Annotated in this window: 22 protein-coding genes and 1 tRNA gene; 14 read left to right on the top strand and 9 right to left on the bottom strand. The window is 57.6% G+C overall.

The features are described from left to right. Nucleotides 1–10 precede the first annotated feature (10 nt). From LC094_RS21710 to LC094_RS14855, 13 genes are all read left to right on the top strand, one after another. The gene (locus tag LC094_RS21710; RefSeq protein ID WP_226553582.1) at nt 11–199 is read left to right on the top strand and encodes a helix-turn-helix transcriptional regulator; all 189 of its coding nucleotides are present in this window, start codon (nt 11–13) and stop codon (nt 197–199) included. Between the two features lie 225 nt (nt 200–424). Next, nucleotides 425–1,549, top strand: a complete 1,125-nt coding sequence (locus LC094_RS14905; protein WP_226553581.1) for an AAA family ATPase — start codon at nt 425–427, stop codon at nt 1,547–1,549. Between the two features lie 224 nt (nt 1,550–1,773). Beyond that, on the top strand, nt 1,774–2,097 hold the full coding sequence (locus LC094_RS14900; RefSeq protein WP_226553580.1) for a hypothetical protein: 324 nt from the start codon (nt 1,774–1,776) through the stop codon (nt 2,095–2,097). Next, nucleotides 2,084–2,773, top strand: coding sequence for a hypothetical protein (locus tag LC094_RS14895; protein ID WP_226553579.1), 690 nt, complete (start codon nt 2,084–2,086; stop codon nt 2,771–2,773). The genes LC094_RS14900 and LC094_RS14895 overlap by 14 nt, the downstream gene beginning before the upstream one ends. A 68-nt stretch (nt 2,774–2,841) precedes the next feature. Beyond that, nucleotides 2,842–3,255 carry a hypothetical protein gene (locus LC094_RS14890; RefSeq protein WP_226553578.1) on the top strand — a complete coding sequence of 138 codons (414 nt, stop codon included), beginning with the start codon at nt 2,842–2,844 and terminating at the stop codon, nt 3,253–3,255. Next, a complete protein-coding gene (locus LC094_RS14885; protein WP_226553577.1) occupies nt 3,252–3,833 on the top strand; it encodes a hypothetical protein in 582 nt (193 codons plus the stop codon). The genes LC094_RS14890 and LC094_RS14885 overlap by 4 nt, the downstream gene beginning before the upstream one ends. 264 nt (nt 3,834–4,097) lie before the next feature. Then, the gene (locus LC094_RS21610; protein WP_264186512.1) at nt 4,098–4,223 is read left to right on the top strand and encodes a hypothetical protein; all 126 of its coding nucleotides are present in this window, start codon (nt 4,098–4,100) and stop codon (nt 4,221–4,223) included. Beyond that, nucleotides 4,207–4,992 (top strand): hypothetical protein, encoded by a 786-nt coding sequence (locus LC094_RS14880; protein WP_226553576.1) that lies wholly within the window; start codon nt 4,207–4,209, stop codon nt 4,990–4,992. The genes LC094_RS21610 and LC094_RS14880 overlap by 17 nt, the downstream gene beginning before the upstream one ends. Continuing rightward, complete coding sequence (locus tag LC094_RS14875; protein WP_226553575.1) at nt 4,989–5,468, top strand: hypothetical protein; 480 nt, start codon at nt 4,989–4,991, stop codon at nt 5,466–5,468. The genes LC094_RS14880 and LC094_RS14875 overlap by 4 nt, the downstream gene beginning before the upstream one ends. Next, nucleotides 5,461–5,946: a hypothetical protein gene (locus LC094_RS14870; RefSeq protein WP_226553574.1), complete on the top strand. Its 486-nt coding sequence runs from the start codon at nt 5,461–5,463 to the stop codon at nt 5,944–5,946. Before LC094_RS14875 ends, LC094_RS14870 begins: the two co-directional genes overlap by 8 nt. 3 nt (nt 5,947–5,949) lie before the next feature. Continuing rightward, nucleotides 5,950–6,210, top strand: a complete 261-nt coding sequence (locus LC094_RS14865) for a hypothetical protein (protein WP_226553573.1) — start codon at nt 5,950–5,952, stop codon at nt 6,208–6,210. 151 nt (nt 6,211–6,361) lie between these two features. After that, on the top strand, nt 6,362–6,925 hold the full coding sequence (locus tag LC094_RS14860) for a hypothetical protein (RefSeq protein WP_226553572.1): 564 nt from the start codon (nt 6,362–6,364) through the stop codon (nt 6,923–6,925). Nucleotides 6,926–7,055: 130 nt separating this feature from the next. Beyond that, nucleotides 7,056–7,598 (top strand): hypothetical protein, encoded by a 543-nt coding sequence (locus tag LC094_RS14855; RefSeq protein ID WP_226553571.1) that lies wholly within the window; start codon nt 7,056–7,058, stop codon nt 7,596–7,598. A gap of 186 nt (nt 7,599–7,784) precedes the next feature. Here LC094_RS14855 and LC094_RS14850 read toward each other — a convergent pair whose 3' ends face one another. The 8 genes from LC094_RS14850 to LC094_RS14815 all read right to left on the bottom strand — a co-directional run bounded on the left by LC094_RS14850 (nt 7,785) and on the right by LC094_RS14815 (nt 14,042). Further along, entirely contained in the window at nt 7,785–7,928 is a 144-nt protein-coding gene (locus tag LC094_RS14850) for a hypothetical protein (RefSeq protein ID WP_226553570.1), read from the bottom strand. 149 nt (nt 7,929–8,077) lie between these two features. Next, a complete protein-coding gene (locus LC094_RS14845) occupies nt 8,078–8,443 on the bottom strand; it encodes a hypothetical protein (RefSeq protein ID WP_226553569.1) in 366 nt (121 codons plus the stop codon). A 67-nt stretch (nt 8,444–8,510) separates the two neighbouring features. Continuing rightward, the gene (locus LC094_RS14840) at nt 8,511–8,831 is read right to left on the bottom strand and encodes a hypothetical protein (protein ID WP_226553568.1); all 321 of its coding nucleotides are present in this window, start codon (nt 8,829–8,831) and stop codon (nt 8,511–8,513) included. Nucleotides 8,832–8,838: 7 nt separating this feature from the next. After that, nucleotides 8,839–10,671, bottom strand: coding sequence for a hypothetical protein (locus LC094_RS14835; protein WP_226553567.1), 1,833 nt, complete (start codon nt 10,669–10,671; stop codon nt 8,839–8,841). Then, a complete protein-coding gene (locus LC094_RS14830; RefSeq protein ID WP_226553566.1) occupies nt 10,668–11,996 on the bottom strand; it encodes a DUF4123 domain-containing protein in 1,329 nt (442 codons plus the stop codon). The genes LC094_RS14835 and LC094_RS14830 overlap by 4 nt, the downstream gene beginning before the upstream one ends. A gap of 453 nt (nt 11,997–12,449) precedes the next feature. Further along, a tRNA-Gly gene (locus LC094_RS14825) sits at nt 12,450–12,523 on the bottom strand. 144 nt (nt 12,524–12,667) lie between these two features. Further along, a complete protein-coding gene (locus LC094_RS14820) occupies nt 12,668–13,297 on the bottom strand; it encodes a fasciclin domain-containing protein (protein WP_226553565.1) in 630 nt (209 codons plus the stop codon). Nucleotides 13,298–13,466: 169 nt separating this feature from the next. Continuing rightward, entirely contained in the window at nt 13,467–14,042 is a 576-nt protein-coding gene (locus LC094_RS14815; RefSeq protein ID WP_226553564.1) for an rRNA large subunit pseudouridine synthase E, read from the bottom strand. 200 nt (nt 14,043–14,242) lie between these two features. Between LC094_RS14815 and LC094_RS14810 the strand changes: the two genes are divergently transcribed. Then, complete coding sequence (locus tag LC094_RS14810; RefSeq protein WP_226553563.1) at nt 14,243–15,355, top strand: Ppx/GppA phosphatase family protein; 1,113 nt, start codon at nt 14,243–14,245, stop codon at nt 15,353–15,355. A gap of 86 nt (nt 15,356–15,441) precedes the next feature. Here LC094_RS14810 and LC094_RS14805 read toward each other — a convergent pair whose 3' ends face one another. Beyond that, entirely contained in the window at nt 15,442–15,999 is a 558-nt protein-coding gene (locus LC094_RS14805) for a lipid-binding SYLF domain-containing protein (RefSeq protein WP_226553562.1), read from the bottom strand. Between the last annotated feature and the right edge of the window lie 104 nt (nt 16,000–16,103).

Raw genomic sequence — 16,103 nt, 5'->3', positions numbered from 1 at the left:
AGGACCAGAAATGAGTGCAATTTTCTTGTCTGATGTGCAGGTTGCAGAACGCTATGGGGTCCATCGGGTCACAATTTGGCGCTGGTCCAAGACTGATCCCACATTCCCGAAACCGATCATGCTTTCTCCGGGCTGCTCGCGTTTCCGTCTTTCCGATATTGAAAATTGGGAAGCGTCGAAAGCGGAGGGCGCGGCATGATCCGAGAAAAGGAAAACCCCGGCTACGCGGAGCGTGCCGGGGCCTTAAACCATGCTTGGGGGTCCACCAAAACCCTTCCCCGAGAGGATACCTTCGGACTGTTTTTGGATCAATCAATATTCACCGCGACTGCCTGCTTTCTGGCCCTTTTGGGAGCCGCTATCGACCTCCGCGCCCTTGCTTGGTCGGTGCGGGTTGCCGTGCGCCGTGATGAGGGTGGGCGTCATGGCTGAAGCGGTGCGCGCAAACACAAATATAGGACGCAGACAGGCGGAACTTGTGAGCGCTTTTGAGCCTCTGGATCAGATTAAGCCTGTGCTCCAAGGCAGATACCTCGTCAAAGGTGTTTTGGATCGTGGCGCGTTTTCATGCATGTTCGGACCCAGCAATGTCGGCAAGAGCTTCTTGGCCCTCGACCTAGCGGCACACGTTTCGGCGGGCATTCCGTGGTTCGGGCATCGGGTCTCTGTAGGCGCTGGCCCTGCGGTATATATTTCCGCCGAAGGCGGTGCGGTGTTCGGGAATAGGGCTGCTGCGCTTAGGCTTACCAAGCCGGATGTGGCCGCTCAGGCTGAGGCGGCTGGCATGGGTGTCCTGCGCTCGTCCATTGATCTTTGCGGCCCAGACGATGCGGCTGAGATCATCCAGCTTATCAAAGAGCAGATGGCAATGCCTCCTTCGTTGGTGATCGTGGATACGCTTGCGCGGTCAATGGGTCAGGGCAATGAGAATGACGGTAGGGATATGGGCGCGGTGGCCGCGAATTGTGGCCGTATTCAGACGGCAACCGAAGCGCATGTCATGTTGGTTCATCATACCGGAAAGGATGCGGCCAAAGGTGCTCGCGGTCATTATTCGTTCCATGCCTCACTCGACAGCGAGATAGAGTTAAAAGTCGAGGACAAGAATATGAAACGTGCGTCGGCTGAATTCACAAAGCAGCGGGATAATGGCTACGCGGCTCCGCTTCATTTCACCTTGAAGGCCATTGAGATCGGAACTGATGAAGACGGCGAGCCAGTGACATCGGCGGTTATTGAGGAGGCAACAGAAGCTCCTAAGAATAGCCGAGGCGCGTTGGCTGGTAACGAGAAAAAGCAGGCGGAGGCGAAAGGCCGCGCTATCGCGGCATGTCGCCTCCTCCCATCCGATCCATTCACCGTAGAAGACGCCCGCCGCATACTTGTCGAGGCTGGAATTGTGAAGCGCAGCACCGCCAAGAATGCGGTGAAGTCAGAGCGCACAACTACAACTCGCATATTGGAAAATCTCGAAGCCGAAGGGCTTGTTACACGGTCCGAAGATGGGAAATTTTCGACCATCAGAGATGGAGGCGATCATGCAGAATGACGCCAAAAAAGCGGGAAACACACGCTGCGAAAAACGGCCATCGGAAACAGACCGTGTGTTTCCGGTTTTGGAAACAGACGCAACACACGGAAACACACGCGAATTTACGTCTGTTTCCACCGTCTGTTTCCATGCCGCAATACAGGGAAACACACGCACCCCCCTCCCTTATAGGAGGGGGGCGTATGTTTCCTGTTGCCCGTTGCAGAGGATGGAGGCCCGCCATGAGCTGTGAATTCCACGTTCTCGCAACGAAGAGCATTGGCCGGAAGCCGGGACCAGCGCGGGACGAACCCGCGCAGGTCATGGCGCATCCGGCTGTGATCGAACTGGATCATTCGATAGTCGAGCGGGAGATGGCCGCGCTGCCAAGCAAATCAGCCCGCGCCGAATTCTGGCGCGAACATGTTCACATCCTCGGCTCTGCTTTTTTGGATCGCGGCATGTCCCGAGAAGCTGTTGAGGCGATCTTGTCGGACCATTTCAATCGGGTCAGGGAATTGCACCGTAAACGTATCAAAGAGGAGCGCGGCGATGATCAGAGATGACGACGACCGCGATTGGATTATTTACCCCGCGCCTGAGACTGATCATGACACCCCGGCTCCTGACGGGCCGGGGGCGGAGGTCGATATGGTCGAGATCATTGGATCAGAGATGCCGGAACCCTTTTCCGCGACATGGTCCGATGAGCGCCCGATTTGGGAGATGGTCGGATCATCGGAAATTCAGGACGATGACCCTGATGCCGTGCGCGAGGCGGGTGCGCGTGAGGTGGCGAAGGCGTTGGGCGTGGGCACGGATTGGCTCCGGCTTCATCCGAACCAGCGGGTTCGCGAGGTCTATGCGCTGATCGGCCAGTATTTCTCCGAAGGCCACTTTCGCGAAGGCGTGAGCCTTGACGTGTTCATCGGCCTTCGACCCGATGGCGGGCGGCCTTCGCTGGCCAGAGAGATAGCCATATTCGAGCGGAACAGGGGGGTGCGGGAATTGGCTCAGATGGAGCCGTTCACGCATATGCAGCCCACACAGGCAGCTAAGGTCATAAAATGGATGTATGAGCGCACCCACGGTTCGCGCTGGTCATGGCATGGCGATGATCAACCGCCGCGCATCACAGAGGCGCACAAGGCGGTGTTGCGAGAGATCGCGGCCACGGGCGCATGCCCATCCGCGCAATCTGTCGCAGAGCACATCCGCGCCATGAGGATGCGGCGAAAATAATTGCACCGCACCTATAGTGCGATTGAAAGTCAGCGGTGATCTTCTGGACCAGAAGGAGATCACCCGAAATGACCACTACCGAAACCATTGAATTCGACGCCGACCGACTGCTGGTCCTCGACCAAAAACGGAGGACCGCCCGCGCCCTTCAGCGTGACGCAAGCGACCATTATCAAGACCTCCGTGAGCGCCGCGAAGACGCCAAGCAGCGGGCAGGAAATCTCCGTTGGAAATCTGAACATGGCGATGCATCTGGACGACACGCCGCCCTTGAACAGGCGGAGGAGATCGAAAAGGAAATTGAAAAACTGACCCGCCAAATGGCAGAAATGCAGACGGAACAAAACACCCACAGTACAACTGCGGGGAAAGCAAATTCGTTGTTCCGTAAATGCCTGTCGTTCGCCGTCGAAAACGGCCTGCAAATCCCGGATCAGTTGGCCGAGGAAGCGCGGAAGATCGCTCAGAGGGTAGCCGAATGAGCCTTTTGAAGAAACTTACTGCGTCCCGCTCCGCTGTCACGGATGCCATGGACCAGCTCGATGTTATCAGAGCAAAAAACGCGGACATTCAATCGGAAATTCGCCGCCTTGAGGTCGCCCCGCTGCCGGTCGGTGAAGCTCTGGAATTGTTCGACAACTGGGCTGAAAAACAGGCCGAAGAGGCATTTCAAAGCCTGCGCCCGGAGTTGCTTCTTGACCCCGGCCTCCGCGCTGGAGAATTGAGCCTGCCTGATTTCACTTATGTCCTTGATGGCAAAAGCGGTCGCGCTCACCACCGCGCTGATGAGGTTTTGTGGGGCTTGATCATCGCGACGGCACTGCCGTCCGTTCGCTCAATCGTGGAGGAAAAAGTCGAGGCGGCTGTTCTGGGGCGTGAATGCCTGTCGCGTCAGGAGCGGGCCGAGAAGATCGAACGTGCTCAAGTAGAACTGCTTGAGATCGAGCTTGTCGAAGAGGGCATTGTGCGAGCACTAGAGGCCAGTGGTCTAGATGTGCAGCGGCGTGCGGACGCGGACCCGCAAGCCGTCCTCGCCTCGGACGCCTCGCTGCCCGCCTGATCAATGACTTTGCCGCCGGTTTCTCTCCCGTTTCTCGGCGGCGGGTGGCGGGTTCGACAGGGTGTTGGGTGCCCGCCACCACCAACCCACGCAGGGCCACGGAGCGGCCCGTCAGCGGGCCATAGCATAGGCCCCCTCCCCCCTAGGGACCGTTCTTTTGCCCCCTAGGGGCGGGGCCGCCGCCGCCCGAGATTTGCCTATTTTCACAACTCCGAAATTTGCTGTTGCGTTGCGTTCCGGCCCTCCAAATCGAAAGGAAATCCCATGGCTCAACCCGAAACGACCGAAGACGAGACCCCGCTGCCGAAGGCGACGAAGATGCTCCTGCGCCGCGCGGCCAAGCTGATTGATCCGAACAGAAAGGATACCGAAAATGACCGTCAAACTTGACCTGTCCCCCGCTGCCCGCCAACGCCGCTCAAATGAAGTGGAGGCCCGCATGAACTCCGTTGCGGCCTCCGGCGATGCCCGCCGGGAGGCCCGCAAACAGATCGAGCAGGACGTGGAGCGCGAAGAAATCGCCGCGCTTGAGGCTGAGGCCGCGCTGTCCGAAGCCGCTAACGAGCGGGGGCGGATCGCGGCTATTGTTCGTGCCGGAACCGATATGGGCCGCGCTCGGCAAGCTTTGAAACTCGGCCTTTCTGGCCCGATCAGCGCCGGTCAGGCTCAGGCAATCCTTGGCAACCTTCCTCGCGACGAAGACCTCAGTGAACCGGCGCTGACCTTGCCGGCGCCGGGTGCCTTCGGCTCTGAAGCCGCCCAGCAAGAGCGCCGCCGTATCGCCTCAGCCTTCAGCCATCCGGGCGCGAAAGGCCGTTTCCGCAGCGCCGTTGCCCTCACCCTTGATGGCGACAATCCGATCCCGGCCAGCGCCATTGCCACGCTGCTGGCCTCGTTGCCGATTGACCAGCCCGCACCTCGCTTTCTCTCACTCGAAGAAAGGGACGCCGAATTGGCAAGCTTTGGTGCGGATGATGGCTCCGGTCCAATGACGAAGGGTGAAAAGACCGCCGCAGCTTGGGGCCGCGCCGTCTCCGAGGCCAATGCGATGATCGGCGCGACTGGTGAGAAGCAGCGCCCGTCCGGCCAACCATATAGCGCCGCTGACGATGAAGCCTTTGGCCTCGCGTCTCAGATGCCGGGAGGTAACGGCCAATGACCTCGACGCCTTCCGACGAGATCGACGTTTCCAGCGCCGCCACGCTCCTCGGTATCTCCGGTGCAATGTTCCGCCGTGTCGCTGCGGCGGGATACATTGAACGCCACGCGCGAGGAAAGACAACCGTTTCAAGTGCGGTTCAAGGATACGCCCGGTTTCTCCGCGATGATGGCGCGAGGTCTGAGGGCAACGAGGCGCAGGCGCGAAGTCATCGCGCCAAGGCCGCCCGCATCCGCCGTGAGACCGAGCGCCGCCGCGCGGCATTGTCTGTTCGGGAGGAGGTCGAAGAGATCGTCGTGACAGTGGCGAAGACGGCTTGCAACCGTCTTCGCTCGGTCGATGTCGTCGGGCTGGTCGATGGGAAGATCGCTGCCGCTTTTGCTGATGAAGTCGAGGGGGCGTGTCAACGAGTCGAAGCTGCAAAGGCCCGCGCTGTCGCGGCTTTGAGGGGAGAAGAGGAGGGCGATGATGAATGACCAACCAGCCCCCATGATGATCCCCGTCACGGCCCTGAAGCGGGTTTGTGGCGATGATGAAGGCGTTATCAGACGGCTCGTTCAATCCCGTCAGATCACGGCCAAGTCGGGCAAAGTGCCGCTTGTGGCGGGGGTGCGGGCGTTCTTGGACCTCGTGCGTTCGGAGGCCCGCAATGCGTCCCTCGCAGCCGCCCGTCAAGAAGCGCAAGAGGCCCGTGCCGAAGCGGTAGAGCTTGACCTCGACCTCGATGAAAACCGCCTAGTTGACGATGACGCGGCCCAGATCGCGGTTGCGAACGTCTGCGGCGCAATCTTGCGCGAATTCCACAGCATCCCCGCCCGTATCACCCGCGACCTTCCATCTCGCCGGACCATCGAAGCGGCATTGCACGAGGCCCAGACCGCCCTTGCCGCCACCTTCACCGACGCTGAGACAGATGTGCCCACGAAACCCCGAAATCCGAAAAGAAAGACGTAGCCTATGGCAATCTCGACTACCAAATTTACGATCACAAGCGCGGCCTATGTGGCCGTGGCGGCAGGCGTCGGCACGGTTCACATTCAGCCTCTCACGACCGGAACGCTCCGGCTGATCGGCGCGACGGCGCTCCCTGCGCCGGGAGCGACCGATTTCCAGCCCATCCACGGCGCGAAAGAGTTTGCGAGCCTCTCTCCTGAGGCCGACATCATCTATCTGCGGGCTGAGGGTGAAGATGTGCAGGTGGTGGTTCATGCGTACTGACGCGGCAGCTATCGTCCATGAGCGCACTTTCGGCCTACCGGGGCAGATAGCCGCCGCGCGCTTCTGCGGCCCCTCACTTGCGTCTCCGCCGTCTTCTAGATCGTGGAGGCTGTTCTGCGCTCTGGTGGCCCACGCCGGACCAGAGAACGGCATGGACAAGGCGCACGTCATTTCCTTTGATGATCTCCGGGCGGTGCATGGCGTCCATTTTGAGTCCGGCCCCGATCTGTTGCGGCTCATGGTCCAATTACGTCGCGCCTCCCTGACCTATAGCGGCGGAGAAGCCTTCGGCCTTGTCGCGTGGGCTTCGGTCTTGACGCATGACGGCTCGCGCTTCCTGCGCTGGCGGTGGTCCGATGCGGTCCGGGCGGCCTATGCCAGCCCGGACGGATGGGCGGTGATGAGGCGTGAAGCGTTGGCGAAATTGCCGGGGCGTTACGGCACAAGGCTTTACGCTTTGGCCGCGCTCCACCGGAGCCAAAAACAGCAGCAATCGGTCATCATGTTGGACGATCTCCGCGCTATTCTCGGCGTCCCTGACGAGACGCTGCCCACGTCTGGGGCCTTGATTGCTGCCTTGCACCGAACTCTGCGTCAGGTGAACAAAGCTGCCCGTCTAAGCCTGTCTGCGCGCACCATAGAGAGGGACCGTTTTGCCACGAGCGTCGTGGTGAACTTGGTCGGGCATAGGCCTCGCCGAAAGAGTATTGGGTGATGTAATAATCTTTGTTGGATTAAATCCTTACGGCCAAAACCTAAAGAAAGACGTTAGCTCTCTTTTGTAGAAATATAGGGGCGGATCGGGCATAGGTGGATGGGCGACAATCTGACAGCGAGGGCACGGTATGAAACACGAAGTGATCGAGGACGGCGGCGACTGGCTGGACGAATATCTGAGGTCGGGAGCGCTTCCCGATGCGCCTCAGGTCCCAACATGGACGCCCGATCTTGTCGGGGAGCAGCTTTGCACGGCCCTGAGATGGGCCAAGCACAACGCAGGGCGAGTTGGTCCGGGTGGCTTTGTCGGTTCCCGATCCTTGTTCGTGGCAACCTTTGACGACCATCTTGCCGAAGGCTGGGGCCTGCCGGAGATCGCCGGGGACGACGAGCCGGACGAGCGCCGCCGCCACGCCATGCCAAGCCCGGAGCAGATCACGCGCCATGAGATGGCGCTGCAATGGCCCGCTGATCACCTCCTGACTGACCACAAAGGGAGCGCCCGGATGCTGGGCCTTTGGGCCGCCTGTGAAATCTCGAAGCGATCATTCAACGGGGCGTGTAAGGCCCGTGGCGTGGATCGGAGCGCGGCCTATCAGTTGCGTGACCGTGGACTGTCGATCATTTCGCGGGCGTTGGACCAAGCCGGGGTGCCGGTAGAGGTCACCTAATCGCCCCAGCTTCTTAGCTGCCTCCTTGGCCTCCGGTGATAGGGAGGCAACCTTGACGGCGCGGGATAGCTGGTGGCGCGATAGTCCTAGGTCGCGTGATGCTTGGCTTAGGCCGCCGATGCTTCTCCCTGCGCCTTTGGGTTTTTTAAAGCGCCGCAAATGGTGGTCGTGGGGGTAATCTCGTGATCAGTATGTCGGCTTCGGACGATCCCAATAGTCGGTCACGTCTGGCTCTTCGCCACCCTCGAAGGCGTATTTGTAGACGTCTTCGAAAAACCGGCGGGCGGATTGTTCGTCGCGGGCTTTGCATGCGGTTGTAAAGAGAAACAACTCAGCCCCAAGGCTTCCCTCGCTGATCCGTCTTTTGAACTCTGAGCGCGTTTTTTTCCCTTTCGAGCTCAGATAACGACATAATGTATTCAGGTAATTCATCTGACAAAGCCGCATTCACATTAAAAAGAAATGCGATGGTTTGTATATTATTGTCGATTTTGTTGATTTCCATATCCCTTAATTCTTGCTTGAAAGTGCGGACCAAAGACATCTGACATTTTGGTTAATGAATTAGGTTCGTGTGCTTTTGATCCACTTTCAAACGCTTTATGTGCGGGACTATTTTTTATCCACTCGTAAGCTTTCACATAATCCTCTGGCGTGTTGAACTTCGTCGCGTGCTCCCCTCTTATATGCTTGATTTTACTGCTCACTATGACCGGGACATCTCTCTTGCCCGGAACATGGATCATCGTCCCGCCGAAATCCGTGGGTGTGCCCTGTTTGATCGGGTCGTAGGGCACGCCGTATTTCTTGAAGAACTTGTCATGGTCCACAATGGAACCTGTCATGGGGGCCAGACCATGCAGGACGCGATCTAGAATCTGCTTGGTGCAGGGGCGCTTCGAGCCAGATTGCTCACCAATCTGCCGGTTTGGGACGATCCCAATAGTCGGTCACGTCTGGCTCTTCGCCACCCTCAAAGGCGTATTTGTAGACGTCTTCGAAGAACCGGCGGGCAGATTGTTCGTCGCGGGCCGTGCAGGCAGTTGCTCGCCTAAAATCTGTCACGCCCAATAGTTTATGTTGAAGATTATATTTGTACCTCTCTTTTAGTCTTGCATACTCTTCTTCAGATAAAGATCGAATATAGATTGGTACGTCGTCAGACATGGCCACATTGACATCAAAGTGGCCGACAAGCGTTAAAAAATCTGTTTCAGTGGCGTTATATTCCATGCTTCACCTAAGGGTCTGGGTACATTGTTTTAAGTTGCAGTATTCCGTTTGAATCTTTTTCAAATATCGCAATTAGGTTCGTGTCTGAACCGAAAACGGTTCGATTTCCAAACGCATCGTAGCCCTTAATCCTGACCTCAAAGTCAGGACCAAATATATCTGACATTTTGATATCAGGAATACGCAGTGTAGGTTTTGAATTGCCTTCAAACGCTTTAACTCTGGGATCTTTTATTACCCACTCATAAGCTTTCACATAGTCCTCAGGCGTGTTGAACTTCGTCGCATGTGCTCCACTTACATGCTGGATTTTCTTGCTCATCGTAATCGGCAAGTCACCCTTGCCCGGAACATGGATCATCGTCCCGCCAAAATCCGGTGGGGTGCCGTGTTTGATCGGGTCGTAGTGCACGCCGTATTTCTTGAAAAACTTGTCATGGTCCACGACGGAGCCTGTCATGGGGTCCAAACCATGCAGAACGCGGTCCAGAAGCTGTTTGTCGGTCACGGCTCCTTCGTGCCTTTGGGGACCATGCCCCTGTCGGGCCAGATCATCGAGTTTCTGGATCCAGTGCCGGGTCGGAATGATGACTCTTTTAACAGGCTCGAGACTTTTCGTTTCCCGAATATACATGCTTTGTCGCAATTTTTGGCCAAGCGGGCCAACCCTGGCTATGATCGGCTCGGTTGTTCTCAGGAAGGCAACAAACGCATAAATCTTGCTATTCGCACTGATCATTTTGCGCAGCTTGCTGGCCAGAGACGCGATCTTGCCCGCGATGATCACCACCGCACCGGCGGCGCCGACACCTGTTGCCGCAATAAGCGCGGACACGATCAGGCTGATCACCCACATCAAGACTTCCGGCAGAATGAAGCCGACGCCCTGACCGAGAATTTCTGCCCAGAAATTCGGTGTCATCAGCGTGATGACGCGCATGATGCTATTGGCGATGAGGCCCAGAACCGGTGTGCGGCGGAAGACTTCCAACAATCCGTTCAGAAACTCAGATCCTTTGGCGAAGAGATCGCTCATGAGGGTGCCGAACTCGCCGATAACTCCTTCTGCGGTTTTGAGAGCCGCCAATGGATCAAGTGCCGCAAATAGCTTGTCAACGTCGCCGGACAGCAGTCCTCGCATGAATTCGGTCAAAGCTTTGACGACGTCCACGCCGGTCGTGATCGCTTTGGCATGTGCCTGAGCGATGCCTTGCAATGTGTCTATCGGGTTCGACACACGATCCCAGACTGCATTTCCCACCTTCGCTGCAGAGCTTTTAAGCGCTCCGGAAACCGACCCCCAAAAATCCTTTTCTCCGTCCCACCAACTCGACATTCCGCTGCCGACACCGGTGATGAAGTCACCGCCGGCGCCCAGCCAACCGTCGCTATTCCACTCCGTGACATAAGGGGCAAAGACACCTGCCATCGTGACTTCAAAGGTTCTGAGATCAGCAACAATCTGTTTTTCAAGCTCCCAGGCCTCTTGTTCCAGAGCGTTCAGCGTTTCCTCGTCGCCCGTGTCAATATCGAGAGGGGTGCGCGGCAGATCGGGTTGTTCAGAAACCCCCAGATTTGATCGAACAGGGGGGACGTCCTCTGTGCTGCATTGCGCACCATAATTCTGAACATGGTAGCTGCGCGTTTCTGCAAGGACGACATCTTTGTCCAGAAAACGTGTCAACACGGCAGTGGCTGGTGTTTTGTACGGGTCATCATACAGAAAGAGGACACTGCGCGGAGCGGTGCAGCTTTGTGTCACGCCGCCATATGTGCCGGACATGGTATTCGCGACCGGTTCGGCCTGCGCGGTCACCTCTGCGGGGGTCATCTCGGTCATGATGCTGCTTTCTTCGGGGCGGAAAGGTGCTCCATACGGGCTTTGAGGGCGCTCATTTTGTCGATCTCACTTAAAGGACTTTTGCAAATATCGGACAGGCGGCCAGAGGGGTCTTTCTGTTCAAAGCTCTGGCCAAAGAACAACGACCATGCCGCCAGAATATAAAGGTGTTTTTGTTGCCTGAACCCGTAGCCGACCATGCGATTTACGGGATCTTCGATCAGGGCGAGGATCGTCTCTTCGGAATAGCTTTTAAGATCTTTCGGGAAGCCTTTTTTCAGAGCTTCCGCAAGCGTCCAAAGGTCCTTGCGCTCACGCTCTTTGGAAAAGGGGGCAAGGTCGTATTCGGTGATTTCAAAGGGCTTCAAGGGAGTGTTTTTTGCGCGCAACAGCGCATGTTGCAATACAATTTCCCGGACGGTTTTTCCGCTATCCTGATCGGCCAGAAGGGCGTGAACATAGAACCCGTTGCGCATGAACCAGCGCTCAACGCGCTCTCGATGGCTGGCGATATGCGGGAAGTAAAGCCGCATATATTGCTCATCCCAAAAGCGGACAAAGACAGGAGTTTGCTGTCCTTCGCGCGGCACGAGGGTAAATTTCCTGAAATGCCCCCAGACCTCGCTCATGCGCGCCGTTGTGCGGATGAAAATACCGGTGTTGTGCCCCCAATGCTTCGCGAAAAAGCTCTTGTGGAAGGCTGGTACGAGGCCGCCGTCGTCCCAGGCGCCATCGGGCAGGGTCATGTCGATGAGATACGGCGCACTTTCCTTAAGCTCCTCGGCGGCGGCGCCTTTGAACAGGCACTGAACCGGCACATCGACATTGTCGAGATCGAACGTCCCGATGACGGTCTTGCGCAGCGTGGCATCCACGATGAGATAGGTGCACATCTTGGTCCCATCTTCCGGCTGACCGAACACAATCTCTTTCAGCTCAGGCGCGATCCAATCCCGATCCCAGAACGGAATGCCAGTTTGATCGGGGAGCGGCGCGAAAGCATGGTCTTCGATGGTCAGATAGCTTTCCTCCGCTGCTGGCGTGCCGCGCGCCGTGGCCTGCATGGGGCCCAGTTCAACGGTGTTGCCGGGATGCACGGCCTGCACAAGTGCACCAACCTGCGGATGCTGCGATGTCTGATGCGAGAGGTGGTGCGCGGCGGGGAGGACGTCTTCGAGCCAGATCAGCGCATAGCCCCGAGGCGTGACATGTGCCTCAAGCGTTGCCCGGAGACTCTCATAATGCGCCCAAACCGCAAATTGACAGCGATATTCTCCACCGTCGGTCTGCCGCAAATGGCAGACACCAATCCATGCTGTTCTCATCTCGCAACCAATAAACTCAGAATAGAATCAAATCAGAGCGCAAAGCTCTCGTCTTTCTACGGGCGACGCTCGCTACGGTAAAGGTTTTGACTTTGATGAGGCCGCCTATGCGCGCAGAGACGCTGAGGACGGCCATGAGGGAGGCAGGCGAGGCTCAAGGCGCTGGAAGGGCATAGAGCGGCCTGTCGTGGCCGCTGTGATGCTGGCAGAGGAAATGGGTGGGGTGATCATGGCTTTGGTCGCAAAGGTCTCATTTTTCGCCCATGATCTCTAAATCCAGAAGGTGCGCAAGCCGAACGGCGATCCTTTTCGAAGACGAAGAGCGGCCAAAGAGGCTGAACACGCCGTAAATTCGTGTTGCATTCCGTATTTTTGAAAATGGGTAGCGCGTTGGCTAGCGCGCAAATCAATCCGTAATTTTATTTATATAAAACAAACGCTTATTGGATTGATTGGAGCGGGTAACGGGAATCGAACCCGTAACTAAAGCTTGGGAAGCTGCCGTGATACCTTTTCACCATACCCGCGGTGACGGTTTACCTAAGCAAAGCCAAGGGGGCGGTCAAGGGAATTTGCAGCCACCAAAGAGGAAAAAGGGCCATCCCCGAAGGGACGGCCCTCATGCTCAGGAGTTGGACCAGACCTGAGACTTATGGCTTGCGCTGCGCGCCTTACGAAACGGGCATCAACACGCCATCGACAAAGTACATCACGCCGTTGGACTGCGCGACGTCCTTCGCGAGGGTGGTCACGATGTTGCCGGCTGCGTCACGCAGGACCAGCTGTTCGCCAGTGCCTTTTTCGACGCGGATCGGGTCGCCGGACACGGTGGTCAGGGTCACGATGTTGTTGTCGTAATCAACCTGAACGTTGGCGGGGATTGCGAAGCGTTCCGGAGTATCATCCGACGCCAGAAGGTCGTCGATCATCTGCGGCGTGAACTCGCCTTCGATCAGATGGGCGTTGATCACGTCCTGAAGCATCTCACGGTTTTCCGGCAACAAAAGCTCATCCACGGCACCGGCAGGAAGAGCGGCAAAGGCGTCGTTGGTCGGCGCAAACAGTGTGTACGGGCCTTCGCCCATCAGCTCATCAGCCAGACCAGCGGCCTGCACAGCGGCGATCAGTGTGGTGAGGTTCTGCACCTTCATCGCGTTGTCGGCGATGGTGGCGTTTTCGTCGAGAGCCTGTTCGTTGATGATCTCTGCGCCATTCACGGCCTCTTGGGCAAAGGATGCCATCGGGGCGGCAGCCATCAAAGCGGCGGTCGACAGGGCGAGAAGTTTACCAGAGGTTTTCATAAGAAACTCCAATTCGTTGTTCGTCACATGTGGCACAAGCGGCGGTCCCGCTGGCCTTCTGGGGGATCAACTCAGGGAGGCTTTGAAAAGTTTCGCGGTTTCCGTTCACATGTTTTTCAACATAAGTTTCGGAACCTTTTGCGATGTTTTGTCTAAGCGGCGGGCGCTTTTAGCGTGTGAAGGGGGCTGCCTTCGGGTCCTCGTCACGCCAGGCGCCTGTGGCGAGATCATTCAAATGCCACGGCCCGATGGACAGGCGAATAAGCCGCAATGTTGGAAACCCCACGGCGGCGGTCATCCGGCGCACCTGACGATTGCGGCCTTCGGAGATGGTCAATTCAAGCCAGCTGTCAGGCACGGATTTGCGGTAGCGCACCGGCGGCGTGCGCGGCCAGAGCCAGTCGGGTTCTGAGACGCGCTTGGCACGGGCAGGGCGCGTCATACCGTCTTTTAACTCGACACCCCGTTTGAGCTGCGCCAAAGCCTCCTCCGTCAGATCGCCCTCGACCTGCGCCAGATAGGTCTTTTCCATCTTGTGGCGCGGGTTTGAAATCCGGGCCTGAAGTTTGCCGTCATCCGTGAGCAACAAAAGCCCCTCGCTGTCGCGATCCAGACGACCTGCCGGGTAAACCTTTGGCACATTGATGAAATTCGACAGGGTTTGACGCGTCGTACCCTCGGTGCCCTTATCTGTGAACTGCGACAGCACGTCGAAAGGTTTGTTAAAGGCAATCAGTCGCGCCATGTCGAGGTCCTGACATTTAAACGGTGAAAAGACGGGGTTTGGCGCAGGACATAAAAGAAAGCCCCGACAAAAGAAAGCCAATGTGCCAATGCGCACACTTAGTCTCAGAACATTGTGATAATGTGCAGTCATCAGAACACTTGCCCGACGCGCGAAATTTCGCTTATGGTGGGGATAACTTGATATGGAGGGCGTGACCAATGACGCCCAAGCGTCCCAATGGTGCGGGCGCGTTCCCGAAAGCGGTCGAGCCTCTCGCACCCAAACCCGCCGATCCGGCCGAGCTTTATGCCGCGCTGGATCTCGGCACAAATTCGTGCCGCATGTTGATTGCCCAGCCGAAGGGCAGCCAGTTTCATGTGGTCGACAGTTTCTCGAAATCGGTCCAGCTCGGCAACGGGTTAGAGGCCTCTGGTCGGCTGTGCCGCACGTCGATCTCGCGCACGATCCAGGCTCTCAGGGTCTGTCGCAAGAAACTTGAGAAACACGATGTCAAACATATGCGCCTCGTGGCGACAGAGGCCTGTCGTCGCGCACGGAACACCCGCGACTTCCTGCGCCGGGTGCAACGCGAGACCGGTCTGAAGCTTGAGATCATCAAGCCGGAGGAAGAGGCACGTCTGGCGGTGATTTCCTGTGCGCCTTTGGTCTCGACGAAAACCGAACAGCTTTTGGTGGTCGACATCGGTGGCGGCTCGACCGAGCTTGTCTGGATCGACCTGACCAATGTGCCGCGCGCCGAGCGTCCGCGGTCGATTATGCGGCTGCACACCGGGTTTCAGAATTCCGACAGCCGGTTTCCCCATGCCAAAGTCGTGGACTGGATTTCCGTGCCTCTGGGCGTCGCAACCCTGATGGAGCAATTCTCAGACGTCGAAGACGACGCCGCGCGCTTTGCGCTCATGTCTTGGTATTTCGAAGAAAAGCTGGCCGATTTCGCGCCCTATGCCAATGAGGCCTGCCGCGAAGGCTTTCAGATCATCGGCACCTCTGGGACGGTGACCACGGTGGCCGCCTCGCATCTGGGGCTGAAACGCTATGACCGCAATAAGGTCGATGGGTTGCGCATGACCTCGGAACAGATCGACAGGGTGATCCGTGATTACCTCGAACTTGGCCCGGAAGGGCGCAAACGTGACCCGCGCATCGGGCGCGACCGGCAGGAATTGATCATGTCCGGCTCCGCGATCCTTCAGGCTTTGCTGCGCATCTGGCCGACGGACCGTCTTTCCGTGGCTGACCGTGGCCTGCGCGAGGGTCTGCTCTATGCCCAGATGTCTGCGGACGGCGTGCTGGAAGAAGCGGTGCCCTAATGTCTCCGCCATTTTTCCTGGTGAAAATACTCAAATAAAAAGCGGGCCTTGGCCCGCTTTTTTCATGCAATACTTTAGCTGCGAGGTCAGGGAATGATCCGGGTGTATTTCGTGCCCTCGACCGTCGCGCCCGCGATCAGGCCTGCTTGCCCGAAGACCACCGCAATCACCGGCGACAGCGAGGTCATGGTTTCCGCAGAGAGGTTCTCGCCGCGGTTGGAGATCGCATATTCCATATCGGCACCGGCGGACCAGCCCGGGGAATTGCGGAAATCGGCCAGCGCTTCGTTGGTCATGAAGAACAGCACATGAGCATATTGCTGGGCGCCGATCTGCAACCCGAATGTGGCCTGCGTGGAGGAATAGTAATCCACCGTCGCGCCACCCACACGCAGCGCACCGCGCCCGTAAGAGCCGCCCACACCAAAGCCCGCCTTGGTGATCAGCGGCATCACCAGCATGCCGACGGATTTGTCGCGCAGGGTCTGGGTGCCGGGGTAGTCGGAATAGAGATAGGTGAGCGTGCTGTCGACGCGGGCGTCGATCGTGGCCGATCCGTTCGACCGCATGGAGTTGTCGCAGGCGGCCAAAAGACCGGCGCTGCCCAGACCGATCATAAAGGTCCGGCGATTGGAAATCGTCATGAGGGGTATCCCTTTGCTGCTATGCCTCTGATGGGCTCTGATCGGCCCGATTGCGAATACTATAACCGCAATCTTTCGCCTATGTCATCGGCAAAACACCACCT

Source organism: Celeribacter naphthalenivorans, assembly GCF_020524585.1.
GTDB classification, from domain to species: Bacteria; Pseudomonadota; Alphaproteobacteria; order Rhodobacterales; family Rhodobacteraceae; genus Celeribacter; species Celeribacter naphthalenivorans.
The sequence above is the reverse complement of the archived record's forward strand: the minus strand, read 5'-3'. Positions and strand labels throughout refer to the sequence as shown.

Bases quoted from the DNA above. Each gene is read 5' to 3' on its own strand.
- LC094_RS14845 (WP_226553569.1), bottom strand. From the start codon at position 8,443: ATGACAGGTTCCATTGTGGACCATGACAAGTTCTTCAAGAAATACGGC.
- LC094_RS14875 (WP_226553575.1), top strand. From the start codon at position 4,989: ATGACCTCGACGCCTTCCGACGAGATCGACGTTTCCAGCGCCGCCACG.
- LC094_RS14815 (WP_226553564.1), bottom strand. From the start codon at position 14,042: ATGGCGCGACTGATTGCCTTTAACAAACCTTTCGACGTGCTGTCGCAG.
- LC094_RS21610 (WP_264186512.1), top strand. From the start codon at position 4,098: ATGGCTCAACCCGAAACGACCGAAGACGAGACCCCGCTGCCGAAGGCG.
- LC094_RS14805 (WP_226553562.1), bottom strand. From the start codon at position 15,999: ATGACGATTTCCAATCGCCGGACCTTTATGATCGGTCTGGGCAGCGCC.
- LC094_RS14905 (WP_226553581.1), top strand. From the start codon at position 425: ATGGCTGAAGCGGTGCGCGCAAACACAAATATAGGACGCAGACAGGCG.
- LC094_RS14840 (WP_226553568.1), bottom strand. From the start codon at position 8,831: ATGGAATATAACGCCACTGAAACAGATTTTTTAACGCTTGTCGGCCAC.
- LC094_RS14820 (WP_226553565.1), bottom strand. From the start codon at position 13,297: ATGAAAACCTCTGGTAAACTTCTCGCCCTGTCGACCGCCGCTTTGATG.
- LC094_RS14810 (WP_226553563.1), top strand. From the start codon at position 14,243: ATGACGCCCAAGCGTCCCAATGGTGCGGGCGCGTTCCCGAAAGCGGTC.
- LC094_RS14900 (WP_226553580.1), top strand. From the start codon at position 1,774: ATGAGCTGTGAATTCCACGTTCTCGCAACGAAGAGCATTGGCCGGAAG.
- LC094_RS14865 (WP_226553573.1), top strand. From the start codon at position 5,950: ATGGCAATCTCGACTACCAAATTTACGATCACAAGCGCGGCCTATGTG.
- LC094_RS14830 (WP_226553566.1), bottom strand. From the start codon at position 11,996: ATGAGAACAGCATGGATTGGTGTCTGCCATTTGCGGCAGACCGACGGT.
- LC094_RS14895 (WP_226553579.1), top strand. From the start codon at position 2,084: ATGATCAGAGATGACGACGACCGCGATTGGATTATTTACCCCGCGCCT.
- LC094_RS14855 (WP_226553571.1), top strand. From the start codon at position 7,056: ATGAAACACGAAGTGATCGAGGACGGCGGCGACTGGCTGGACGAATAT.
- LC094_RS14835 (WP_226553567.1), bottom strand. From the start codon at position 10,671: ATGACCGAGATGACCCCCGCAGAGGTGACCGCGCAGGCCGAACCGGTC.
- LC094_RS21710 (WP_226553582.1), top strand. From the start codon at position 11: ATGAGTGCAATTTTCTTGTCTGATGTGCAGGTTGCAGAACGCTATGGG.
- LC094_RS14870 (WP_226553574.1), top strand. From the start codon at position 5,461: ATGAATGACCAACCAGCCCCCATGATGATCCCCGTCACGGCCCTGAAG.
- LC094_RS14860 (WP_226553572.1), top strand. From the start codon at position 6,362: ATGGACAAGGCGCACGTCATTTCCTTTGATGATCTCCGGGCGGTGCAT.
- LC094_RS14890 (WP_226553578.1), top strand. From the start codon at position 2,842: ATGACCACTACCGAAACCATTGAATTCGACGCCGACCGACTGCTGGTC.
- LC094_RS14880 (WP_226553576.1), top strand. From the start codon at position 4,207: ATGACCGTCAAACTTGACCTGTCCCCCGCTGCCCGCCAACGCCGCTCA.
- LC094_RS14885 (WP_226553577.1), top strand. From the start codon at position 3,252: ATGAGCCTTTTGAAGAAACTTACTGCGTCCCGCTCCGCTGTCACGGAT.